The organism is Ruegeria sp. AF5 (genome assembly GCF_056541905.1).
Window position 1 is genome coordinate 63,591 of record NZ_JBQFYZ010000014.1, and the last position, 20,207, is coordinate 83,797.

The following is a 20,207-nucleotide window of genomic DNA, read 5'->3' on the forward strand; positions in this document are numbered from 1 at the left end:
TCACGAGGGCCTAGTTAGCCCCTTCTATCCGCAGAACGAAGCAAAACCTGCGTCAGGCCTGACGGTCCATTTGTTCCAGCATCTTCTTGGCGCGTTTACATTGCAGCTTGTCGCGCAGTGGGCTGTCGGGGTCGATGTCTTTTTGGCAGACAACGCATTTGTCAGCGCCCGAGATCGCGTTTAGACCACCGCAGCTGCCTTTGATGGTCTTTCCCATCAGCATGACACCCAATGACATGCCCACCATGACGAGAGCGAGAAGAATGAAGGCCAGAATAAAGGTACTCATCTCAGCTCCAACAGTCAGTTCGATCCCAGCGCGTCTTTGAACCCCGCACTATGGGCAGTGATATAGGCATCTTCGCCGCCTGTCACATCCCGCGAGATGAAATACACGGCAAGTTTATGCTCCTCCGCCAAAGCAAGACCCTTTTCCTGACCCAAAGCCAGCATGGCTGTTGCCCAGGCATCGGCCATCATCGCGTTTTCGGCCAGCACGGTAACCGAGGTGGTGCGATGCGTGATCGGGTGGCCTGTTGTCGGATCGATGATATGCGAATAGCGCACTCCATCCTGTTCAAAGAAATTCCTGTAATCGCCCGAGCTGGCCATGCCCCGATCATCCAGTGAAACAACCAGTTGGATGGTTTGCGAACCCGTTTCAGGTTTCTCGATACCAATGAGCCACGCTTCGCCCTCGTCATTCTTACCTTTGGCCACAAGATCGCCGCCAATTTCGACCAGATAGTTTTCGATGCCAGCGGCCTGCAAGGTTTCCGCAACAGCGTCAATTCCATAGCCTTTTGCAATCGCGGACAGGTTAATGCCCACACTGGCGTTTGACTTGGCAAGCGTACCAGCATCGGTATCGAGCGCTAGCAGGCGTTCTTGACCTACACCGTTCAGCGCTGCGTTGATATCGGCATCAGATGGCACCGGGTCCTCGGGTTTGCGTGGGCCAAAACCCCAAAGCTCGATCAGAGGGCCGAGGGTTACGTCGAAGATGCCACCGGATTTCGCGTGCACTTCGTTCGCCGCCGAAAGAACCAGCGCAAATTCGTCGGAAACAGGCATTGGATCTGTGCTGGACGACGCGGAAAAAACGGAAACCTCGGAGTTCGGATCCCAATTGGACATCTTGGCATTCACAGCTGCCAACTTATCACTGACGGCCGCAGCCAGTGCGTCTTCGTCAAGGTCTTCGCCAATTGCGGTGATATTGTAGGTCGTGCCCATTGTCTCACCGGACAGACGGACCACTTCGGGTTCCTTGTCAAAAAGACAGCCTGAAAGAAGGGTGAAAAAGGCCAGTATGGGCAAAAGACGCATTGGGCGTTCTCCGGGACATTCTGTGCCCGGCATATGACAGCGGTCCTTGCCAGAGTCAAATTGGCATTACAGTTTCAGCGGAAGGAAACCCAACAGCAAAAGACCAGTTCCGGCCGGAATACCAAACAACCACGCGCGTTTGCGCCACCCGGGCTGCTGTTGCTTCCACGCCATACGAAAGTTGTGACCGCACACAACAGCCGCAAAGAAGATCAGCGCGGCAACGGGGGGCGTAAGATAGAGTTCATTCAAAGGCTTAAGCTCCCTTTGCTGACCTGCGTTTGGCCAACTCGTGCAATTGTACCCTATACAGGTCGTTTAGCTGCGCTAAGGTGAAAGGGAAAGACTTTGCAAGAACCAAAAGGAGATTGCCCATGGCTCCAACCTCTTACCAGTCGCCGTCGCGCGGTGACAAGGCTGACAAGACAACCTACAGCCAATCAGCGGAATCAAACCTGTCGCATTCGCAGACGACCGTGGCCAAGTTGCTTGAGGGTAAAGGGGATGCGGTGTTTTCGGTGCGGCCTAATGATACCATCCATTCGGTGGTGAACACGCTCAAGGAAAAGCGGATTGGCGCTGTTCTGGTGACAGATCAGAACGGGGCATTGCAAGGGATCTTGTCGGAACGCGACATCGTGCGTCGCATGGCCGATACGCCCGGACAGACCCTGCCACAGTCGGTCGAAGACCTGATGACCAGGGATGTAAAGGCCTGTACGCCCGAGGATACGCTGAATGACGTGCTGAAAACCATGACCGAAGGGCGTTTCCGCCATATGCCGGTTCTGCGTGATGGCAATTTGTGCGGTGTCATCACTATCGGTGACGTGGTGCATTTCCGTCTGAGGGAATTGGAGTATGAAGCGCTTCGCATGAAGCAGATGATCGTAGGATAGTTTCAACCGGTTGAAAAAAACCTGACACTGCCGCCGTTTATTTCAGCGGCAGTTAATCTGCCTGAGGCAAAGGCACCTGTATCGATCGACACAACCCGGTTTCTAATCTGGGGGTGGCTTACAATAGTATGACCGTGAACAACCCATTGCGCGTCGCTGCGTGCAAGCCGTGGAAACATCGGATGACCCCAAAGACAGATCTGGCGATCCTGGGATTGAATGGATTGCCGCGGATCAAGTGCCGCGTGGACAAAGGTGACGTTGCCGCTGGTCCAGGTCAGCGGCAGATTTTCAAGCCAGTCCAGCAAGCTGTCGCCCATCTTGTGCCGCAGACGCTCTGCCAGTTCAGGCAGATGCTTGCCACTGTCCAACTCGTCGGGACATTCGAGACCGAAAGATGCCAAAGTTTCCGCTCCGCCGTTATGAAACCAAAGCCTGGCGTATCGTTCCGGGTCGTTTACAAACTGCAGCAGCATCTCTTCGTGATTGCCAAGCAGGCATTGAACCCGCCCGTCTGACGCCTCACTCAGGTGATGCAAATGCCGCAGTACCTGCGCGCTGTATGCCCCCCGATCGATGTAATCGCCCAGAAAGACCAGCGGGCTTTGATCGTCGAGTCGTGGCAAAACCGCCTGAAGCAAATCAAGACATCCGTGAATATCACCGACAGCTGTCACCTTTTCCGCGGGTGCCACGTCGCATGGCATCACATTGGTGCTTTCCTTCGCCGCGGATTGGAACCGCCGTCTGATCCAGTCTTTCATCATGGCATTTGATCCCTACCCGCCCTGCGTAGTGGTCGCAATCAACAACTGTTTGAGTAGGCAAAGTGTTGACCACGAGCCTTAGATTGTCCGATATGGCCCGCAGGATGTTCGCAAGCAGTTGATCTGATGATAGGATCAACGCCTTTCGATCAGCGATGAATTTGCAGTGAGTTCTGAGGGTTTTATGAAACGAGTTTTGATTACAGGTTCTGCCGGGTTCATCGGATTCCATCTGGCCAAATTGCTTCTGGCAGAAGGGTTTCAGGTACATGGCTATGACGGGATTACCGACTATTATGATGTGACCCTGAAACAGCGTCGACATCAGATACTGCTTCAAACCCCGGGATTTACGGCAACTGAAGACCGTTTGGAAAACTTTGACCGTCTTGTGCAGGTCGCTGAGGAGTTTCAGCCCGATGTCATCGTCCATCTGGCCGCGCAGGCAGGCGTGCGGCACAGCCTTGAATATCCTCGCAGCTATATCGAGTCGAACGTTGTGGGCACGTTCAATGTGATGGAAATCGCGCGTCAGCACAAAGTGGAACACCTTTTGATGGCGTCGACCTCATCAATCTACGGTGCAAACGAGGACATGCCGTTCATCGAAACAGAAAAAGCCGACACCCAACTGACGATCTACTCCGCCACCAAAAAGGCAAATGAGGCGATGGGGCATTCCTATGCCCATCTGTGGGATTTGCCGACCACCATGTTTCGATTTTTTACCGTTTACGGCACTTGGGGGCGCCCCGATCTGGCCTATTTCAAATTCGTCGCTGCGATACTGGATGGCAGACCAATCGACATCTACAATCATGGCGACATGTATCGCGACTTCACGCATGTAGAAGACCTTGTGCGTGGGATCAGGTTGCTGATCGATGTTCCGCCGGTCCGCCCAACCAGCCGCGCGGATATCGAAGATGGTGACAGCTTGTCGCCCGTTGCACCGTACCGCATCGTCAACATTGGCAACGGAGACAAGGTGCGTCTGATGGATTTCATAGAAGCCATCGAAGAGGCTGTTGGCCAGAAAGCGGTCAAAAACTTTATGCCAATGCAGATGGGCGATGTTCATGCCACCTGGGCTGACAATCAGCTGTTGCAGCGGCTGACGAATTATCGCCCGCAGACCGACCTGAAGGACGGTATCGCACAGTTCGTCGCCTGGTATCGGGACTATTACGGAAAATAGGTCGATCTGGCGCCGGAATGAAAAAACCGGCGCACTCAGCGCCGGTTACTTTAGTTACCCGCCAAAATCGTCGAGCATGATGTCTTCGCGATCCACGCCCAGATCCAGCAGCATGTTGATAACCGACTGGTTCATGATTGGCGGCCCACACATGTAGTATTCACAATCCTCGGGTGCCGGGTGGTTCTTGAGGTACTCTTCGAACAGAACGTTGTGGATGAAGCCGGTATAGCCTTTCCATTCATCCTCGGGTTGGGCATCCGACAGAGCGACATGCCATTCAAAATTGTCGAACTCTTCCGCCAGTTGGTCGAAATCCTCGACAAAGAACATCTCTTTCTTGGACCGCGCACCGTACCAGAAACTGATCTTGCGGTCGCGGTTCTCAAGGCGTTTGAGCTGGTCAAAGATGTGGCTGCGCATCGGTGCCATACCGGCGCCACCACCGATGAAGACCATTTCCTTCTTGGTTTCACGTGCGAAAAACTCGCCAAATGGACCCGAGATTGTGACTTTGTCGCCCGGCTTCAGGTTGAAGATGTAGGACGACATCTGTCCCGCCGGAATTCCTTCTGAGCCCGGAGGCGGTGAAGCAACCCGGACGTTAAGCATGATCATGCCCTTTTCATCCGGATAGTTGGCCATCGAATAGGCGCGCTCGATAGGTTCGTTCACAACTGACTCGTATTGCCACAGATTGAAGCGATCCCAATCCTCGCGATATTCTTCCTGCACGTCGAAATCAGTGTATTTCAACTGATGAGCGGGCGCTTCGATCTGGATGTAGCCCCCGGCGCGGAAATTCACGTCCTCACCTTCGGGCAGGTCTAGGGTAAGGGCCTTGATAAAGGTCGCGACATTATCGTTCGAGCGAACGGTGCATTCCCATTTCTTGACGCCGAAGACCTCTTCTGGAACTTCGATTTCCATGTCCTGCTTGACCGCCACCTGACAGGACAGACGGTCGCCACAGGAGGCTTCGCGCTTTGTTATATGGCTTTCTTCGGTCGGCAGGATCGAACCACCACCCGAATGCACTTTCACGCGACACTGGGCACAGGTACCACCACCACCGCAGGCTGACGGAACAAACAGTTTTTCGGCCGCCAATGTTTGCAGCAGTTTGCCACCCGCCGGAACCGAGATAGTCTTTTCACCATTGATGGTAATGTTGACGTTGCCGGTCGACACCAGCTTGGAACGTGCAGCCATAATGATGGCCACCAGCGCCAGAACGATCAGGGTGAATAGGACAACGCCGAGCGAAAAGGTTTCCATTCTCACGCCCCCCTTACAATTTCACGCCCGAGAAGGACATAAAGGCCATCGCCATCAGCCCGGCAGTGATAAAGGTGATGCCCAGCCCCTGAAGCCCGTCCGGCACATCCGAGTATTTCAGTTTTTCGCGCACGCCTGCCATCGCAGTGATTGCCAGCGCCCAGCCGAAACCGGATGAGATGCCATAGGTGGTCGCCTCGGCAAAATTATAGTCGCGTTCGACCATGAACAGCGAACCACCCAGAATGGCACAGTTCACAGTGATCAAAGGCAGGAAGATCCCCAGCGCGTTGTAGAGCGGCGGGAAATACTTATCGAGGATCATTTCGAGGATCTGAACCATCGCTGCGATCACGCCGATGTAGGAAATCAGCCCGAGAAAGGTCAGATCCACATCCGGGAACCCGGCCCATGCCAATGCGCCCGGTTTCAGCAGGAAAGACAGCAACAGGTTGTTGGCGGGCACGGTGATCGCCTGCACCACCATGACTGATATTCCCAGTCCGATGGCAGTCGAGATCTTTTTCGACACGGCGATGAAGGTACACATGCCAAGGAAAAAGCTGAGCGCAAGGTTTTCGATAAAGACGGCCTTCACGGCCAAAGAGATAAGCCCTTCCATCAGTGCGCCTCTACCTGCTGGATTTTGTATTCACGTTCTTCAACCTGGTTCGGCTTCCACGTGCGGAAAGCCCAGATCAGCAGGCCGATCACGAAGAACGCCGAAGGTGGCAGCAGCAACAGGCCGTTGGGCACGTACCAACCGCCATTGTTGACCGTTTGCAGGATTGTCACGCCGAACAGGCTGCCCGATCCAAACAACTCCCGGATGATGCCCACCAGCATCAGGATCAGGCCATAGCCCATGCCGTTACCCAAACCGTCGATGAACGAGGCCACCGGGGGGTTCTTCATGGCGAATGCTTCGGCACGGCCCATTACGATGCAGTTGGTGATGATCAGGCCGACAAACACCGACAGCGTCTTGGAAATCTGAAAGGCATAGGCCTTCAGGATCTGATCCACCAGAATCACGAGCGAGGCGATGATCACCATCTGCACGATGATCCGGATCGAGCCCGGGATCTGGTTGCGCAGCATCGAGATGAACATCGACGAAAATGCCGTCACCGACGTCACCGCTATGGCCATGACAAAGGCCACTTGCAGTGATGATGTTACAGCCAGTGCCGAACAGATACCCAGCACCTGCAAGGTGATCGGGTTGTTGTCGACAAGGGGGTCGACCAGCAGCTCTTTCTTGGTCTGCGACATCAGATCTCTCCTGCTTGCAACTTGGCCAGGAACGGCGCGTAACCCGCATCGCCCATCCAGAATTTCACAAGGTTGTCGACCCCGCGCGATGTCAGGGTCGCGCCCGCCAGCGCATCTACGAAAAACTCGGGCCCGGCCGCTGGTTGTGACTTGGCGACGGTGATCTGCAAGGCGCCCGCGTCATCATGCAGTTTCTTGCCGTTCCACAACGCCTTCCAACGCGGGTTGTCCACCTCGGCACCCAGACCAGGCGTTTCACCATGCTGATAGAATTGCAGGCCGAAAATGTCGTTGCCGTTCTTTTCCAGCGCGATGAAGCCATAAAGCGTGGACCACAACCCATAGCCATGCAGCGGCAGGATCACCTTGTCCAACGCTCCGCTGTCGTCGCGCAGCAGATAGATGACCCGATACTTTGCCTTGCGACCAATGCCTGCGGGGTCATCGTCAAGGGCAACACTTAATTCCGGATCACCGGCGGCGGCCAGATCGTCAAAGGTGGCTGGGTCGAACTGGTCGTCCGCAAATTCGCCCGTCGCCAGATCCAGAACATGCGGCTCGAACGCGGCAAAGGCCTGGCTGACATCAATGCCGGGTTCATACACCCCCGCCACCTGAAGAATGTTGACCTGCTTGTCCTTCAGCTTGTTGGCCTCCTGCACCGGGCGCAGGCTGACTGCCGCGGCCGACACGATCATCGAGGCAACGAGACAAACCGCAACAGCGATGAAGATCGTTTTGCCAACCGAATCCGGTGAGGCCGCCAGAAACCGGGCAATCGCGCCCTTGCGTTCAGGGGATTGCGTATCAGACATGGCGACGCGCCCTCCGTTTGATGTTGGCCTGAACGACAAAATAGTCGATCAGCGGTGCAAAGACGTTGCCGAACAGAATGGCCAGCATCATACCTTCGGGGAAGGCTGGGTTGATCACACGAATTAACACAACCATGACACCAATCAGTGCACCATAGATATAGCGCCCGACATTGGTGTGGCTTGCCGAGACCGGCTCGGTCACCATGAAAGCCAGACCAAAGGCGTAACCGCCCAACACGACATGCCAGTACCATGGCATTGCGAACATCGGGTTCGTCTCGGACCCGATCAGGTTCAACAGCCAGGTGAACGCAATTGTGCCCGCCAGACATCCCAAAATCAGCCGATAGTTGGCAATCTTGGTGATCAGCAGGAAGGCCAGACCGATCAGGCAGGCCAGAGTCGAGGTTTCCCCGATACTGCCCTGAATGGTGCCGTAAAACGCGCTCCACCAGGTGATACCGTCGGCGGCCAGTGCCTGGTAGCCTTCGGCAGCCGACACAGCCAGAGCCGTCGCCCCGGAAAACCCGTCAACCGGGGTCCAGACTGCATCGCCCGACATCTGCGCGGGATAGGCGAAATACAAAAACGCCCGCCCCACCAAGGCAGGGTTGAGGAAGTTCTTACCAGTGCCGCCGAATACCTCTTTGCCGATGACAACACCAAAGATAATTCCCAGAGCAACCTGCCACAGAGGCGTGGTTGCAGGCATGATCAGGGCGTAAAGCATCGAAGTGACAAGAAAGCCTTCATTCACCTCATGCCCGCGGACAGTTGCGAAAATGACTTCGAAAATACCGCCTGCCACCAACGTGACAATATAGATCGGCAGGAAGTACATAAGCCCGTGCATGACATTGGCAAAAATACTGTCCGGACTAAGCGAGATGCCAAAAACCTGAAGAACTGCAATCCGCCAGCCGGTTGCAGACTCTGGGCCAAGCGCGGCAATGGCCGAGTTTGCCTGATAACCGGTGTTCCACATTCCCCACAGGATGCACGGAATAGTAGCAATCACGACATACGTCATGATCCGCTTCATATCCACGTAAGACCGCGCATGAGGAGCAACGGTGGTTACGGTTTTCGGAGTGTAGATGAAGCTTTCCACCATCTCGTAGATCGGAAAAAGCTTCTCGTACTTGCCGCCCTTGGTAAAGTTCGGCTCGATCCGGTCAAAGAAGTTACGCAATCCCATTCGGATCAGCCCTCCTTTTCAATCTTTTTCAGGCAGTCGCGCAGCGCCAGCCCGTATTCATATTTCGCCGGACAGGCAAAGCCCACAAGGCCCAGATCCTCTTCGTCCAGCTCAAGCGCTCCCAGTGCCTGAGCCGTATCCGTATCCATCACCAGCAACGCCCGAAGCAATTGTGTGGGCAGGTAATCCTGCGGCATCAACTCCTCGAACACGCCTGTCGGCACCATCGCGCGGCGGCCACCGTTCAGGTTGGACGTGAAAGCATAGAGTTTTCTGGAAAAGGCCGAGCCCAATACTGGCTGGACGGAATACTTGGAAGGCATTGGTCGGATCCAACCCATCGGAATCTGATCGTGATCCTCTCGGATGATACAGATTTGACGGGCAAACCGCCCCAGATATGCGGTCGGTCCGTCGGCATGTTGACCCGACAGGATCGAACCCGAGATAATGCGGGGCGTTCCGTCCACACTTACCTCACCTCGTGTCAAGTCGTCCGTGGACGCGCCCATCACGGTGCGGATCAAACGCGGCTGACGCGCACCGGGCCCGGTCAAGGCGATCACAACACTCGGATCCAGACGCCCGGTCTGCATCAGGCGGCCAATCGCGATGGTGTCCTGATAACCGATAGTCCAGACTTGCTTTTCCCCCGAAATCGGTTCGAGGAAGTGAATATGCGTTCCTGCCAGGCCCGATGGATGTGGACCGGAAAACGCCACGGCCTCGACACCGGCGACATCCGCGCCGGGGATCGTGTCACCTTGTTTCTGGCAAATATAAGTCTTGCCTTCGGTTAGCTTGCTGACTGCCGCCAACCCAGCGGCAAAGGCCTCGGGCGCTTCGGCAATGATCGTGGCGGCATCAGCCGCCAAAGGGTCACTGTCCATGGCGGTCACGAAAATCGCGTTCGGCTTGGCACCGGGTTCAGGCGTTTTCGAATAAGGTCGCGTGCGGAATGAGGTCCATAGACCAGCGGCGCACAGTTTTGCAGTCACGCCTTCGGCGCTGTGCGCATCGCCCACGCTCGAAAAATCCAAGCCCGTGTCATTGGCGTCGGACACTTCGATGACGACGCTCTGCAACACCCTGCGGGCACCCCGGTTGATGGCAACAATCTTGCCAGTCACCGGTGCGACCATCATCGCGTCAGGCGCATCTTTGTGACAAAAGAGCGGCGTACCCCGCTCGACACTATCACCTTCCTGCACCAGCATCTTTGGCTTCAGGCCAATGTAGTCCCCACCCAGAACGCCAACGGTCGAGTATTCCGGACCCGGATGAATGGTTTGGTCGGGAGCGCCTTCCACTGGCAGGTCCAACCCTTTTTTAAGTTTGAAAGTTTGCATACCGCTACGTTCTTCCAAGCCTCTTTCCTGCGCCAGCCCTGCCGACACCCTTTAGGGGTCATGCAATAACGCGGTTTTTTCCGGTGCCCATCGCAAAAGCGTCGAAACGGGTCCAAATTCCGCAGGCGTATTTCTGATCACGGACCCTTTACGCGCGGATGCCCGCAAACGCAAACCTGTTACCGCCGAAAGTTAAGATCAAACTGCAAAATCTTGGATTTTTCCCTCAAGATGGCCAAAAATTCGGGTCAAAATTGCGTGTCGCGCCCGCTGAACTTCCAGTGTAAGCAACCGGAATGAAAAAAGACACAGACTTCGAAATCTTTCTGATTGCCACCCCGGGCCTTGAAGCCCCCCTCTGTGCCGAGGCGCAGTCCAACGGGTTCGCTCAGGTCAAGACGATTCCAGGGGGTGTCATTTGCCGTGGTTCGTGGTCCGAGGTCTGGCGCGCCAACCTGACCTTACGCGGTGCAAACAAGGTTCTGGTTCGTCTGGGCAGTTTTCCTGCCGTGCATTTAGCCCAATTGGACAAACGCGCGCGTAAATTTCCGTGGGGTGAGTTCCTGCGGTCCGATGTTCCGGTCAAAGTCGAGGCCACCAGCCGCAAATCCAGAATATATCATGCCGGTGCCGCGCGGCAGCGAATTGAGCATGCGATATCAGAAACTCTGGGCGTTCCGATTTCTTCCGACGCCGAAGTCAGGATCTTGCTGAGAATCGAGAAGGACATCTGTACGATATCGGTCGACAGCTCGGGAGAGCTTTTGCACAAGCGGGGTCATAAAGAAGCAATTGCCAAAGCGCCAATGCGCGAAACGATGGCAGCCATGTTTCTTCGAGACTGCGGGTTTAGCGGCAATGAACCGGTGTTGGACCCGATGTGCGGTTCGGGTACTTTCGTGATCGAAGCCGCCGAGATTGCCCTGGGGCTGCGCCCTGGTCGGTCCCGCAGTTTTGCGTTCGAAAACCTTGCGGGCTTCGACCCTGACCGCTGGCAAGACATGCGCAGCGAGTCAGAGGTCGCTGAGTGTTTTCTCACCTTCTGTGGCTCTGACCGCAACGCCGGAGCTATCGAAGCCGCAACAGCCAACGCCCATAGAGCGCAGGTTAACGCCAACACGCGTTTTCAACAGCTTTCCGTCAGTGACATCAAACCCCCTGCGGGACCCGCCGGGCTGGTCATTGTGAACCCTCCCTACGGGGCGCGAATTGGAGATGAAAAGCGTCTGCGCTCTGTCTACGGAGCCTTGGGTAAATCTTTGATGAGCCGGTTTCGAGGATGGCGTGTTGGGATTGTGACCAGCGCTCCGGCTTTGGCTCGGGCGACCCGCCTGCCTTTGCTGGCGCCCGGTCCGGTCGTGGACCACGGAGGCACCAAGATCCGTCTGTACAAAACGGATCCACTGCCATGAGAGTCGCGTGACCTGTTTAGCCCGTCCGTTACCGATCCAAAGACGGAAGATTAGGATGATCGCTTCTCAAAATCCTCTTGCGCATCGGCAAAGCCGCGTATAGATCACCCGCCACGGTCGGAGTGTAGCTCAGTCTGGTAGAGCACTGTCTTCGGGAGGCAGGGGTCGGAGGTTCGAATCCTCTCACTCCGACCAATAATTCCAGATACTTAGCCCGTTTAGCTATGACCCTTGTTGAGGGTCGGTCCGGATTATGCGGCTTTTGAGGCGGTTTTTGGTGAGTTCAGCCTCCTCAGAAACCGAAAGGCCGCTGACTGGGCTGGCACCCGCGTCAACGGCCAAATCGAAAAGATTGCTCAGACTGGATACCAGATCGCGCCCGTGATCGCAATCGCGGGAGGGGCCGATGTCTGAGCTTCTGCCCTTCTGCAAGATCAAGCTGCAATTCCTGCTCGAGATGGTCACCGACCACGAGTTGGACGACAACGCCCTGCGCGTCGCCCTCTACTTGGCGTTGGCCCATGCGGACCACGAGACCGGCGAGAGCCGCCCATCTTTTGAGACCATCGGCGCGGCCATCGGCAAGCACGCCAAGTCGGTCAAGCGGGCGCTGAACAAGGTCGAGGCGGCGGGCTACATGACCATTGAGCGCGGGACCAACAAAGGGAACTCGTCGCGCTATCGTCCGACCGAAGCGGCCCTGAAACGGGCAACGGATCGTCGCCAGGAGGGGGACAAGAACGCGCCCTGCTTCGGTCAAAAGAGGTTCCGGGTCTGCAACATGGGTAAGCACTGTGTGCATTATCACGTTATCAACTGAGCCATCATCCAGGGGCAGCGACGCTCCACCAGCGACCTCAAACTCCACATTGTCGTGGCCCCCAACCCGCGCTCTTGCTTCGGTCACAAAGCCTACAGACGGCTCGAAACCAATGACCCGCGCGGGTTTGGCCTTCTCCGCAATGCGGCGCGTGACAGCTCCCGCACCGCACCCGACTTCAACCGTCAGACTATCTTTGGCAAACTCAAGTTTGGTCAGATAGTTTTAAACGATCTTTTCCATTGTGGGATCGGCCTGACGCGCGTCCATCGAGTCGGCAAATGCGGAAATGAACTCCGCACCCGCAGCATCTACATCTTGAAACGGATCAGCCATCCCAACCACCCTCCATTAATGCTCAGTATTTTCTACCAAAAAACCCTAGCATCACCTGAACCAAGAACAAGCCGTGCCAAAATGGGTATACTTGGGACAAACAGGAGGTTCATGCCATGCGTCAGCTAGTTTCAAATGGAAATCCGATGGAAGAAATCGTTGGGTTCAGCCGAGCAGTTCGGGTTGGTCCCCACATATCTGTTGGCGGCACCGCACCTGTCGATGCTGAAGGCAAGACCGTAGGGGTCGGAGATGTATTTGCCCAAACAACCCAGTGCTTTGAAATCATCAAGGCGGCTCTCGAACAGGCAGGTTCCGGAATTCAAGACATTGTTCGGACGCGAGTCATACTGACAGATATCGACAATTGGAAAGAAGCCATCGAGGCAAGGAAGAAGTATTGCGTCGATGCACGACCCGTCGACACAATTATGGCGATCAATCGGTTTGTGAACCCTGAATGGTTGGTCGAGATCGAAGTCGATGCAATCATAGCCGACGACGCATAGCTGAGAAGGCCACTACGCGGTTACGTAGCTGTCACTTACAGCTCGCAACTGCCTTGGATGTGATCTCGTTGCCTTATTTGGCCGATTGTCACCAAGTGTCGTCAGAACCTTCCTGGATACAGACTCATCATGTTCTGCACGTCCAGTTCACTCGAAAACGCAGCGGGATTACTCCAGATCACGTCATTAATATAGTCGCGTTCCGCGTGAAGATCGTTGGCTGTAGGCTGCGGCTTACGGGTTTCGGGGCAGGCTCTTTTGGTCCAACCGAACAGTCCACCAAATACGGTCCAGATGCTGGGTGACATTGTATGGGAAGCCATCTCATGTTCCTTTCCGAGTTACTTGCGCTGTCGCAACAAAGGTAACTGTTCACCTGTTTTTCTGGTATCCGGCACAAGATTGTGCTGTTCTACAAAAATGAAGAATGGGTTCCGAAATTGGTCGGATATTCGTGTGTTCCTCTCCGTCTTCAGAGAAGGGTCGACGCTTGCGGCCTCTAGAAAGCTAAAGGTCTCCCAACCAACGGTTGCCCGACGCATTGATGTTCTCGAAAGAGAAACAGGCTTAACGCTTTTTGAGCGCGGTACGCACGGGTTCAAACCAACCCCAGAAGCCCTTCGCCTCGTTCCTCTCGCCGAAGCAATCGAGGCTTCAGTCCGCGAATTTGCCGATTGCGCGAAGGAATTGACGTCGACACAGCCCATCCGGATTACAGCTTATTCAGCAAACTTCTCTGCACGCATGATTGAGATCGTAAACGAGTTCTCTGCCGACAATCAGGATGTCGCATTCGAGTTCTTGTCCAGCGTTCGGGCGCTGGACCTGATGGCCGGTGAGGCTGATATCGCGTTGCGCCTGGCTCGAACCGATCCCGATCCTGACCTGATCTGTCGTAAGATCAGCACGGCCCGCTGGTCTTTGTTCGGCAGCAGAAATTACGCGGACAAATTTGGCTTGCCGGAGTCAACCGATGATCTGGCCGGGCATCGGTTTGTTACCTTTCAGCGGGACGATGTTCCGAATGTATTCCACGAATGGTTGACCAATCATGTGGCACCGGACCAGATCGCTATGTCTTTCACTGAACTCGAGCTGATGCATGCAGCGATCAGATCAGGCCAAGGCCTTGGGATCAGCAATGTGAAACTGGTTGAAACAGACGACTCCTTTATCCGGTGCTTCGACGAAATCCCCGAACTTGCGGTGCCGCACCTGATGCTCATTTCGCCGGAAGCTTATCGCCGGCCCGAGGTCAGAGCCTTCGTCAAGTTCTTCGCACCTCGCTATGCGGCAATCTACAAGTGATGGTTATCCCCGCATTGGACCGCGAACTGACGCTGATGCCAAGGGCGGAGAGCATCAGTAAAGAGCCCCGAGCGAACCTCGCATTCAGGCAGTTGGAGTAGAGGGCCGCATCATCTATCGTCGAACGCATGTCGAACAAGGGACAACAGTTGCAACGAAGGTTGGCGGCAATTCTAGCCGCGGATGTCGTTGGGTATTCGGCGCTTATGCACAAAGATGAGCAAGCCACAATTCTAATGCTTGATCACCTGGAAAGCGACATCGTCACCCCAACGATAGCCGGCCAATCAGGTCGTGTCGTGAAGAGCATGGGCGATGGTTGGCTGGTGCAATTTGACAGCGCGGCGCAAGCTGTAACCGCAGCAATGCAGCTACAAGAGCAGTTGGCTGAATACTCGTTAATAAACATGCGGATCGGTGTTCATGTGGGTGACATCACAGAAAAAGGTGATGACATCCTGGGTGACGGTGTGAACATTGCCGCACGGCTTGAGAGCATTGCGCCAACCGGTGGTATCGCAATTTCTGAACCCGTACATCTGAACCTTGAACACAATCTGGCAGACGCTTTCAAAGCAGTTGGGAAGAAGAGGCTCAAGAACATCCAACGCAGCCTGGATGTGTGGATTCACGATGGACCACAACTGAGTGCACCGCAAAGTTCGCCTTCTTTTACAGAGACGAGCTTGCCAAAGCTATCCATCCATCCTGTCACGTGCAGCGACCAACGCGCTGAGCTCAAGGAAATGGCCGCAGCTCTCACTTCAGATTTCGGTTCTTATTTTCGGACGATCAACTGGTTAAACGCGGCAATAACCTCCACGGAAGCATCAGAGGGATATGCACTTCGCGGCGTGCTGCGTGGACACGGCGACCGATTGCGTCTGGAAGCACGCTTAAATGACTCTTCTGGTTCTGAAATCTGGACTCAGAAGTTCGACGGTTCGGTCGAAGCTATCTTTGATTGGCAAGACGAGGTTGTAGAAAAGCTGTTGGATGCCGTTAGCGGGATCTTGATCCAGTCGCTGACCGCAAAGCTCTCTGCTTTACCTGAAGACGAGCTGACTGCCGAACAGTGCGTCTTGATGGGCATGATCACATGGTCGGAGGCCAGCATCGACAGCTATAAAGAGACGTTGTCGTACCACGCCAGGGCCATCGAGGCCAAACCAACCCTCGCCGCCGCTTATGCCGAAGCTATTTGGACAATGAATGGTGCGAGAACCTATGATCTTCGACGCGATCTGTCATCCAACTACGAGAAGCTGCCACACTGGATCGAGGCCGGACGACACATGGCGGGTCAAAGCCCAACGCTTGATCTGAGTGTTGCAGTGGCTGACTACAATGTCGACGGGGACGCGGATCGACTTTCCGTGGCGCTGGAGCAAATCCGGCAACGAGCGCCACTAGATGCCCGCCTGCATTTGTTCATGGGTTGGGGATACAACTGGGCCGGGTTTCCTAAAATGGCACTAAGCTGCTTTCAGACGGCGCTCCGGTTGGGCCGATATGGGGCCGTTTTCGTGGGTGCTTCCGGAGGGGCCGCCACCTCTTGCGTAATGCTTGGTCGAGACCATGATGCTATCGCCTATGCTGAGGCAGGTTTGCGCTTTTCAAAGAACTATGCCGCACTTCACAGCACGAGAGCCGCTGCTCACGCTATGCTTGGGGAACCTGAAAAGGCGTCTGCGGCGTTGGCGCAAATGCTGCAAATGGAACCTGATGAAACGATCTCGAAATGGCGTAGCAACGTGGACTATGGCGGTTCAGAAGGCGCTGAACGTTACTTTGAAGCGCTTCGCCGGGCAGGGTTGCCAGATTAGCGGTGCCGGAACCAAGTTGCGCTGGGAAAACCGGCAGCTTGATCGCGCATTTCAGTAACTGCAAAGCTCGGATTTGAAGGGCCGCTTAGGGCTGCGAGCGGTCAATCATGCTCATCGCAGAAAATGGCAGCGCTGAGCCCATTCTGTGAATTCGATTTTCTCGCTGCGCACGCACGCAGCGAGAAAGATTCGGCATGTGCATAAACTTCTTCGATGCATGGCAGTGGTCAAACCGGCCATCTGTGCTGCGCGCGGCGAAGATTTCGAAGGCAACGAGCAGGTCGTGGACGAAGTTGCCATTCATTCGTGAATTGCCATGTCAGCTTGTGAGATTACGCTGAAAGATGCAATTTTAGCCAACAGAAACAGAAATGCAGGGAACAGGATTGTCACCTATTGACGCAGTACGTACGCCAGACGATCGTTTTCTAAACCTGCCTGATTTCGCCTGGCATCCTCAGTACGAAGATCAGTTGGCCGGGTATGAAGGCCTGCGGATGGCAAGAATAGACGAAGGTCCGCAGGATGCAGAGCGGGTGTTCTTGTGCCTTCATGGGCAGCCTTCATGGAGTTTTTTGTATCGGCATATGATCCCGGTCTTTCTCGAGACTGGCGCCCGAGTTGTCGTTCCTGACCTGTTCGGTTTCGGCCGGTCTGACAAACCTATCCAAGACAATTGCTACACTTTCACATTTCACCGACAGAGCTTGATCGAGTTGATTGAAACGCTCGATCTCAAAGGAATTACACTCGTTGTACAGGATTGGGGTGGGCTTCTTGGTCTTACCATTCCACCAGACATGCCTGATCGCTTCAATCGGCTATTGGTTATGAACACAGTTCTTGGCTTGGGTGGCGGTAGCAGCGAAGGATTCGATGCCTGGAGGGAATTCCACCGAACTCAACCGGACTATGACGTGGCCGCATTGTTTCAAAAATACGTGCCCGGCATGAGTGATGAAGTTGCGGCCGCTTACGCCGCCCCTTTCCCGGACGCGCGTTATCGGGGCGGCGTGCGGAAGTTCCCGTCGCTGGTAATGACCGAACCCGACATGGAGGGCGTTGATGTGTCGCGACGTGCAGCGGCATGGTGGAAAACTGACTGGTCGGGCGACAGCTTCATGGCGATAGGAGAAGCAGATGTTCTGATCCCGCCGAGGCTGATGAAACGCATGCACGAAATATTGGGCGTAGTCCGCCCACCTCTGATGTTGCCAGACGCAGGTCACTTCGTTCAGGAGACCAACGGAGAACAAGTTGCTCGCGCGGGCTTGTCTGCATGGGAAGATGGAGGACATCTCATTCGGCCTAAGGGTTGAGAATTGGGAACTTCGTGCAGACCGCAGCATGAATAGACAAAACACGGAAAAAGCCGCCAGATGCAGTTATCTCGAAAGTGATCTTTGCGTGACGTCGAAAATTCTGAGTGCTTTGATACCATGGGTTATCTGTTGCGCTAGCCGCGGCTTTCCGCGCTGCTGCTGCATTTGGTTTTCACCGGTTCTCTATTTTTAGAGTGCTATGCGCAAGACGCTGTAGTTGCTATCATTCACTTGATGACAGACCGGATATGCCCTTCGCCAGAACTTGCCGCCATAGTGGAACGTTGGATCAAAGCGTACGGTCGCGGCGACGGCGAAACGGTCGCACATCTTTTCTCTGACGATCCAGCGTTGTCCTATTTTGGCTCTGACGAGGATGAGGCGTGGCGGGATGATGCGCTACGTCGTGGCATGGCGCAGTATATTCAGGAGGTTCCACGGTTTCAGTGGCGCCCGGATGAACTGCGTGGTTTTGAATGCGGATCTCTTGGCTGGGTGGAATGGAAGGCAACCATCGACGCGATTGAAACGGGACAATCCGCGCAATTGCGCTCCACCGTCATTTTGAAACTTGACAAGGGTTCCTGGAAAATCGTGCATGTTCACAACTCAATTCCCGTCAACAACGTTGAAGGCTTCGGGTACGAGGCAAAAGGTTTTGAGGAACTTCTCGATGCCGCCCTGTCCACCCCATACGAACTTGGTCAAAGCGGTATTGCGACTGTCATGTTCACAGATATCGCCGACAGCACGACGATCGCTGAAACGATAGGGGACACACTCTGGACCGATTCTGTGCGCAGGCACCTAAAGCTGGTCGAGACCCATATCGTCGATAGCGGTGGGCAATTGGTGAAATCGCTTGGTGATGGTGTAATGTCTACTTTCGGGTCTGCGAGGGCCGCCCTGTTAGCGGCTCAGAATATTCAGCGCGCCAACGCAGCTGAAACTGCCGAACCGAAACTGCAAGTTCGAATTGGTTTGCATACCGGCGAAGTGATTACCTCTGACGCCGATCACTTCGGAACAGTGGTAAACAAAGCCGCTCGCATCGCGTCGCTTGCTGCGCCAAGTGATATCTGTGTGTCAGACGCCACGCGGATTATGGTTGGCGGGTCGAATGAGTTTCTTTTTCGCGACCCGATGACAATTCCGCTAAAGGGTCTGGATGGGGAGCACTCAATACTTAAACTCGATTGGCAAAGAACCACCTAAGAACTGGCCTCCCAGCCAAAAATGGTAATCCGCCATCCTTGCCCAGGCTCATTCGGCAACAGAAGCGCATATAAAAGAGATTTTGGCTTGAATGTTCTTCTCACCATTGCAGACACTGCCGAAGATTTGACCGCGATTTTACAGGACCTGCATGCTCATCCGGAAATTGGCTTTACCGAAACGCGCACGGCACAGATCGTCGCCCGCCATTTGCATAATTTCGGTGTGGATCAAGCCCACGCTGGAAGCGCTCATCCTGGCGCGCGATGTTGAATGGAGACTCTCATTTTAGTTGGTAGGGTCGAACTGGCAGATCCTGGACAAATGCTCATTCGCATTTGGACCCGTCGTTGATTGGCAGCGTTGGTGCATTTGTTTGGCATGCGAAGTCCTACATGGTTAAATTCGACAAGCGTAAAGAGGTGGTTGAGATGGGCGCGCGGGGCTCGCGAGGGGGATTAGATCGAGAAAGTCTGCTGAGTGATCTCGCGCGCGGACAACAAAGAGAGGCGGCTACACGGAGCATTCTTGAAGTCATCAGCCAGAGCCGTGAAGACGAAAAACCTGTCTTTGATGCGATCCTCGACCACGCTTGCAAGCTCTGCAATGCGCCGTTTGCGGGGCTGGTTTTGGGTACTGCAGATGACAACGCGCAGACGCTGGCCGCTCACAATGGTATGTTCCAAGCAGCAGTCGATTTGTTTGAGAGTGGGCAGATGCGTATGGACAGAGACTTGTCCTACGCGGCGCGATCAATCATTGATGGTCGTCTTGTTGCATTCGACGATATGGGAACAAGCGAACTTTACAAAAATGGCAGTCCTATTGTCCGTTCCATGGTCGATACTTCAAACATCCGAAGTGTACTTTTTGCTCCATTAATCAAGGACGGCGCCGGAATAGGATGTTTAACTCTGTTTCGGCGAGAGATCAGTCCTTTCAATCCGTCAGAGGTGTCGCTCGCTCAGACGTTTGCTGAGCAAGCCGTGATCGCAATTGAGAACGTGCGTCAATTTCACGAAATTCAGACCCGGCTTGAACGCGAGTCTGCGACACGAGAAGTTCTCGAAGTGATTAGCCGTTCCCGCGACGATGAAAAACCTGTGTTCGATACAATCCTCAACAGCGTATTGCGTTTGTGCGATGTGGATATGTCGGCTTTGGCGATGCTCAATAAAGAGGGAACACATCTTGAACTCATAGCAAATGCTGGTGCTCGGTTTCCGAAGTTGAAACCGGGCGAAGATGTCCGTCATCGAATGATTTGGAACACGAGCGTTTGATTGGCTTAGGAGGATCAGGCTCGCCGCAGTTTCAATCTACGCCGCGTTCTGATGATGCAGCAAGC

General features: G+C 54.7%; 23 protein-coding genes, 1 tRNA gene and 1 pseudogene. 12 read left to right on the forward strand and 13 right to left on the reverse strand.

Annotated features, from left to right (window positions below; all coding sequences use genetic code 11):
* Nucleotides 1–52 precede the first annotated feature (52 nt).
* From nqrM to ACR0DS_RS16405, 3 genes are all read right to left on the reverse strand, one after another.
* Complete coding sequence (gene nqrM, locus ACR0DS_RS16395; RefSeq protein WP_267366293.1) at nucleotides 53–289, reverse strand: (Na+)-NQR maturation NqrM; 237 nt, start codon at nucleotides 287–289, stop codon at nucleotides 53–55.
* A gap of 14 nt (nucleotides 290–303) precedes the next feature.
* Nucleotides 304–1,329 carry an FAD:protein FMN transferase gene (locus ACR0DS_RS16400; RefSeq protein ID WP_480559855.1) on the reverse strand — a complete coding sequence of 342 codons (1,026 nt, stop codon included), beginning with the start codon at nucleotides 1,327–1,329 and terminating at the stop codon, nucleotides 304–306.
* Nucleotides 1,330–1,395: 66 nt separating this feature from the next.
* Entirely contained in the window at nucleotides 1,396–1,581 is a 186-nt protein-coding gene (locus ACR0DS_RS16405) for a hypothetical protein (RefSeq protein ID WP_480483690.1), read from the reverse strand.
* A gap of 122 nt (nucleotides 1,582–1,703) precedes the next feature.
* Here ACR0DS_RS16405 and ACR0DS_RS16410 point away from each other — a divergent pair, with 122 nt between their 5' ends.
* On the forward strand, nucleotides 1,704–2,228 hold the full coding sequence (locus ACR0DS_RS16410; protein WP_480483689.1) for a CBS domain-containing protein: 525 nt from the start codon (nucleotides 1,704–1,706) through the stop codon (nucleotides 2,226–2,228).
* A gap of 2 nt (nucleotides 2,229–2,230) precedes the next feature.
* Here ACR0DS_RS16410 and ACR0DS_RS16415 read toward each other — a convergent pair whose 3' ends face one another.
* Nucleotides 2,231–2,995, reverse strand: a complete 765-nt coding sequence (locus ACR0DS_RS16415; RefSeq protein WP_480559853.1) for a metallophosphoesterase family protein — start codon at nucleotides 2,993–2,995, stop codon at nucleotides 2,231–2,233.
* A gap of 184 nt (nucleotides 2,996–3,179) precedes the next feature.
* Between ACR0DS_RS16415 and ACR0DS_RS16420 the strand changes: the two genes are divergently transcribed.
* Nucleotides 3,180–4,193, forward strand: coding sequence for an NAD-dependent epimerase/dehydratase family protein (locus tag ACR0DS_RS16420; protein WP_480487453.1), 1,014 nt, complete (start codon nucleotides 3,180–3,182; stop codon nucleotides 4,191–4,193).
* Nucleotides 4,194–4,247: 54 nt separating this feature from the next.
* Here the strand turns inward: ACR0DS_RS16420 and nqrF are convergent, their stop codons facing one another.
* From nqrF to ACR0DS_RS16450, 6 genes are read right to left on the reverse strand one after another with little or no spacing between them, the layout of a single operon-like run.
* The gene (nqrF, locus tag ACR0DS_RS16425) at nucleotides 4,248–5,471 is read right to left on the reverse strand and encodes an NADH:ubiquinone reductase (Na(+)-transporting) subunit F (RefSeq protein ID WP_267365752.1); all 1,224 of its coding nucleotides are present in this window, start codon (nucleotides 5,469–5,471) and stop codon (nucleotides 4,248–4,250) included.
* 13 nt (nucleotides 5,472–5,484) lie between these two features.
* Nucleotides 5,485–6,093, reverse strand: coding sequence for an NADH:ubiquinone reductase (Na(+)-transporting) subunit E (nqrE, locus tag ACR0DS_RS16430; protein WP_209507136.1), 609 nt, complete (start codon nucleotides 6,091–6,093; stop codon nucleotides 5,485–5,487).
* Nucleotides 6,093–6,746, reverse strand: a complete 654-nt coding sequence (locus ACR0DS_RS16435) for an NADH:ubiquinone reductase (Na(+)-transporting) subunit D (protein ID WP_267365754.1) — start codon at nucleotides 6,744–6,746, stop codon at nucleotides 6,093–6,095. Before ACR0DS_RS16435 ends, nqrE begins: the two co-directional genes overlap by 1 nt.
* Nucleotides 6,746–7,561, reverse strand: coding sequence for a Na(+)-translocating NADH-quinone reductase subunit C (locus ACR0DS_RS16440; RefSeq protein WP_267365756.1), 816 nt, complete (start codon nucleotides 7,559–7,561; stop codon nucleotides 6,746–6,748). The genes ACR0DS_RS16435 and ACR0DS_RS16440 overlap by 1 nt, the downstream gene beginning before the upstream one ends.
* Complete coding sequence (locus tag ACR0DS_RS16445; protein ID WP_480559850.1) at nucleotides 7,554–8,762, reverse strand: NADH:ubiquinone reductase (Na(+)-transporting) subunit B; 1,209 nt, start codon at nucleotides 8,760–8,762, stop codon at nucleotides 7,554–7,556. Before ACR0DS_RS16445 ends, ACR0DS_RS16440 begins: the two co-directional genes overlap by 8 nt.
* 5 nt (nucleotides 8,763–8,767) lie before the next feature.
* Nucleotides 8,768–10,111 carry a Na(+)-translocating NADH-quinone reductase subunit A gene (locus ACR0DS_RS16450; protein WP_480559848.1) on the reverse strand — a complete coding sequence of 448 codons (1,344 nt, stop codon included), beginning with the start codon at nucleotides 10,109–10,111 and terminating at the stop codon, nucleotides 8,768–8,770.
* 296 nt (nucleotides 10,112–10,407) lie between these two features.
* Here ACR0DS_RS16450 and ACR0DS_RS16455 point away from each other — a divergent pair, with 296 nt between their 5' ends.
* From ACR0DS_RS16455 to ACR0DS_RS16465, 3 genes are all read left to right on the forward strand, one after another.
* Nucleotides 10,408–11,523: a THUMP domain-containing class I SAM-dependent RNA methyltransferase gene (locus tag ACR0DS_RS16455; RefSeq protein WP_480559846.1), complete on the forward strand. Its 1,116-nt coding sequence runs from the start codon at nucleotides 10,408–10,410 to the stop codon at nucleotides 11,521–11,523.
* A 118-nt stretch (nucleotides 11,524–11,641) separates the two neighbouring features.
* Nucleotides 11,642–11,718: transfer RNA gene (locus ACR0DS_RS16460), tRNA-Pro, on the forward strand.
* Between the two features lie 262 nt (nucleotides 11,719–11,980).
* On the forward strand, nucleotides 11,981–12,343 hold the full coding sequence (locus ACR0DS_RS16465; protein ID WP_480492734.1) for a helix-turn-helix domain-containing protein: 363 nt from the start codon (nucleotides 11,981–11,983) through the stop codon (nucleotides 12,341–12,343).
* On the opposite strand, the pseudogene ACR0DS_RS16470 reads toward ACR0DS_RS16465, so the two are convergent.
* Nucleotides 12,314–12,562 (reverse strand): annotated as a pseudogene (locus ACR0DS_RS16470) (class I SAM-dependent methyltransferase); the annotation flags it as partial. The gene ACR0DS_RS16465 and the pseudogene ACR0DS_RS16470 overlap by 30 nt on opposite strands.
* A gap of 233 nt (nucleotides 12,563–12,795) precedes the next feature.
* On the opposite strand from ACR0DS_RS16470, the gene ACR0DS_RS16475 reads away from it, so the two are divergent.
* Nucleotides 12,796–13,188, forward strand: coding sequence for a RidA family protein (locus ACR0DS_RS16475; RefSeq protein ID WP_480432013.1), 393 nt, complete (start codon nucleotides 12,796–12,798; stop codon nucleotides 13,186–13,188).
* A gap of 101 nt (nucleotides 13,189–13,289) precedes the next feature.
* Here the strand turns inward: ACR0DS_RS16475 and ACR0DS_RS16480 are convergent, their stop codons facing one another.
* On the reverse strand, nucleotides 13,290–13,496 hold the full coding sequence (locus tag ACR0DS_RS16480; RefSeq protein WP_480616861.1) for a hypothetical protein: 207 nt from the start codon (nucleotides 13,494–13,496) through the stop codon (nucleotides 13,290–13,292).
* On the opposite strand from ACR0DS_RS16480, the gene ACR0DS_RS16485 reads away from it, so the two are divergent.
* Both ACR0DS_RS16485 and ACR0DS_RS16490 read left to right on the forward strand, forming a co-directional pair.
* Nucleotides 13,483–14,496 (forward strand): LysR family transcriptional regulator, encoded by a 1,014-nt coding sequence (locus ACR0DS_RS16485; RefSeq protein ID WP_480483681.1) that lies wholly within the window; start codon nucleotides 13,483–13,485, stop codon nucleotides 14,494–14,496. The genes ACR0DS_RS16480 and ACR0DS_RS16485 overlap by 14 nt on opposite strands.
* 128 nt (nucleotides 14,497–14,624) lie before the next feature.
* Nucleotides 14,625–16,322, forward strand: coding sequence for an adenylate/guanylate cyclase domain-containing protein (locus ACR0DS_RS16490; protein WP_480483680.1), 1,698 nt, complete (start codon nucleotides 14,625–14,627; stop codon nucleotides 16,320–16,322).
* An 85-nt stretch (nucleotides 16,323–16,407) separates the two neighbouring features.
* On the opposite strand, the gene ACR0DS_RS16495 is transcribed toward ACR0DS_RS16490, so the two are convergent.
* A complete protein-coding gene (locus ACR0DS_RS16495) occupies nucleotides 16,408–16,626 on the reverse strand; it encodes a hypothetical protein (RefSeq protein WP_480616863.1) in 219 nt (72 codons plus the stop codon).
* Between the two features lie 67 nt (nucleotides 16,627–16,693).
* Here ACR0DS_RS16495 and ACR0DS_RS16500 point away from each other — a divergent pair, with 67 nt between their 5' ends.
* The 4 genes from ACR0DS_RS16500 to ACR0DS_RS16515 all read left to right on the forward strand — a co-directional run bounded on the left by ACR0DS_RS16500 (nucleotide 16,694) and on the right by ACR0DS_RS16515 (nucleotide 20,142).
* Complete coding sequence (locus tag ACR0DS_RS16500; RefSeq protein WP_480484409.1) at nucleotides 16,694–17,641, forward strand: haloalkane dehalogenase; 948 nt, start codon at nucleotides 16,694–16,696, stop codon at nucleotides 17,639–17,641.
* 168 nt (nucleotides 17,642–17,809) lie between these two features.
* Nucleotides 17,810–18,859 carry a nuclear transport factor 2 family protein gene (locus ACR0DS_RS16505; protein ID WP_480484410.1) on the forward strand — a complete coding sequence of 350 codons (1,050 nt, stop codon included), beginning with the start codon at nucleotides 17,810–17,812 and terminating at the stop codon, nucleotides 18,857–18,859.
* 87 nt (nucleotides 18,860–18,946) lie between these two features.
* A complete protein-coding gene (locus ACR0DS_RS16510; protein ID WP_480484411.1) occupies nucleotides 18,947–19,132 on the forward strand; it encodes a hypothetical protein in 186 nt (61 codons plus the stop codon).
* A 122-nt stretch (nucleotides 19,133–19,254) separates the two neighbouring features.
* The gene (locus tag ACR0DS_RS16515) at nucleotides 19,255–20,142 is read left to right on the forward strand and encodes a GAF domain-containing protein (RefSeq protein WP_480559844.1); all 888 of its coding nucleotides are present in this window, start codon (nucleotides 19,255–19,257) and stop codon (nucleotides 20,140–20,142) included.
* The last annotated feature ends 65 nt before the right edge of the window (nucleotides 20,143–20,207 follow it).

Excerpts from the sequence above, each read along its gene's own strand:
- ACR0DS_RS16480 (WP_480616861.1), bottom strand. The coding sequence starts at position 13,496 with ATGTCACCCAGCATCTGGACCGTATTTGGTGGACTGTTCGGTTGGACC.
- nqrM (WP_267366293.1), bottom strand. The coding sequence starts at position 289 with ATGAGTACCTTTATTCTGGCCTTCATTCTTCTCGCTCTCGTCATGGTG.
- ACR0DS_RS16495 (WP_480616863.1), bottom strand. The coding sequence starts at position 16,626 with ATGAATGGCAACTTCGTCCACGACCTGCTCGTTGCCTTCGAAATCTTC.
- ACR0DS_RS16415 (WP_480559853.1), bottom strand. The coding sequence starts at position 2,995 with ATGATGAAAGACTGGATCAGACGGCGGTTCCAATCCGCGGCGAAGGAA.
- ACR0DS_RS16435 (WP_267365754.1), bottom strand. The coding sequence starts at position 6,746 with ATGTCGCAGACCAAGAAAGAGCTGCTGGTCGACCCCCTTGTCGACAAC.
- ACR0DS_RS16440 (WP_267365756.1), bottom strand. The coding sequence starts at position 7,561 with ATGTCTGATACGCAATCCCCTGAACGCAAGGGCGCGATTGCCCGGTTT.
- ACR0DS_RS16475 (WP_480432013.1), top strand. The coding sequence starts at position 12,796 with ATGCGTCAGCTAGTTTCAAATGGAAATCCGATGGAAGAAATCGTTGGG.
- ACR0DS_RS16455 (WP_480559846.1), top strand. The coding sequence starts at position 10,408 with ATGAAAAAAGACACAGACTTCGAAATCTTTCTGATTGCCACCCCGGGC.
- ACR0DS_RS16515 (WP_480559844.1), top strand. The coding sequence starts at position 19,255 with ATGGTTAAATTCGACAAGCGTAAAGAGGTGGTTGAGATGGGCGCGCGG.
- nqrF (WP_267365752.1), bottom strand. The coding sequence starts at position 5,471 with ATGGAAACCTTTTCGCTCGGCGTTGTCCTATTCACCCTGATCGTTCTG.
- ACR0DS_RS16445 (WP_480559850.1), bottom strand. The coding sequence starts at position 8,762 with ATGGGATTGCGTAACTTCTTTGACCGGATCGAGCCGAACTTTACCAAG.
- ACR0DS_RS16485 (WP_480483681.1), top strand. The coding sequence starts at position 13,483 with ATGCTGGGTGACATTGTATGGGAAGCCATCTCATGTTCCTTTCCGAGT.
- ACR0DS_RS16465 (WP_480492734.1), top strand. The coding sequence starts at position 11,981 with ATGGTCACCGACCACGAGTTGGACGACAACGCCCTGCGCGTCGCCCTC.
- ACR0DS_RS16410 (WP_480483689.1), top strand. The coding sequence starts at position 1,704 with ATGGCTCCAACCTCTTACCAGTCGCCGTCGCGCGGTGACAAGGCTGAC.
- ACR0DS_RS16450 (WP_480559848.1), bottom strand. The coding sequence starts at position 10,111 with ATGCAAACTTTCAAACTTAAAAAAGGGTTGGACCTGCCAGTGGAAGGC.
- ACR0DS_RS16420 (WP_480487453.1), top strand. The coding sequence starts at position 3,180 with ATGAAACGAGTTTTGATTACAGGTTCTGCCGGGTTCATCGGATTCCAT.
- ACR0DS_RS16500 (WP_480484409.1), top strand. The coding sequence starts at position 16,694 with ATGCAGGGAACAGGATTGTCACCTATTGACGCAGTACGTACGCCAGAC.
- ACR0DS_RS16400 (WP_480559855.1), bottom strand. The coding sequence starts at position 1,329 with ATGCGTCTTTTGCCCATACTGGCCTTTTTCACCCTTCTTTCAGGCTGT.
- nqrE (WP_209507136.1), bottom strand. The coding sequence starts at position 6,093 with ATGGAAGGGCTTATCTCTTTGGCCGTGAAGGCCGTCTTTATCGAAAAC.
- ACR0DS_RS16490 (WP_480483680.1), top strand. The coding sequence starts at position 14,625 with ATGTCGAACAAGGGACAACAGTTGCAACGAAGGTTGGCGGCAATTCTA.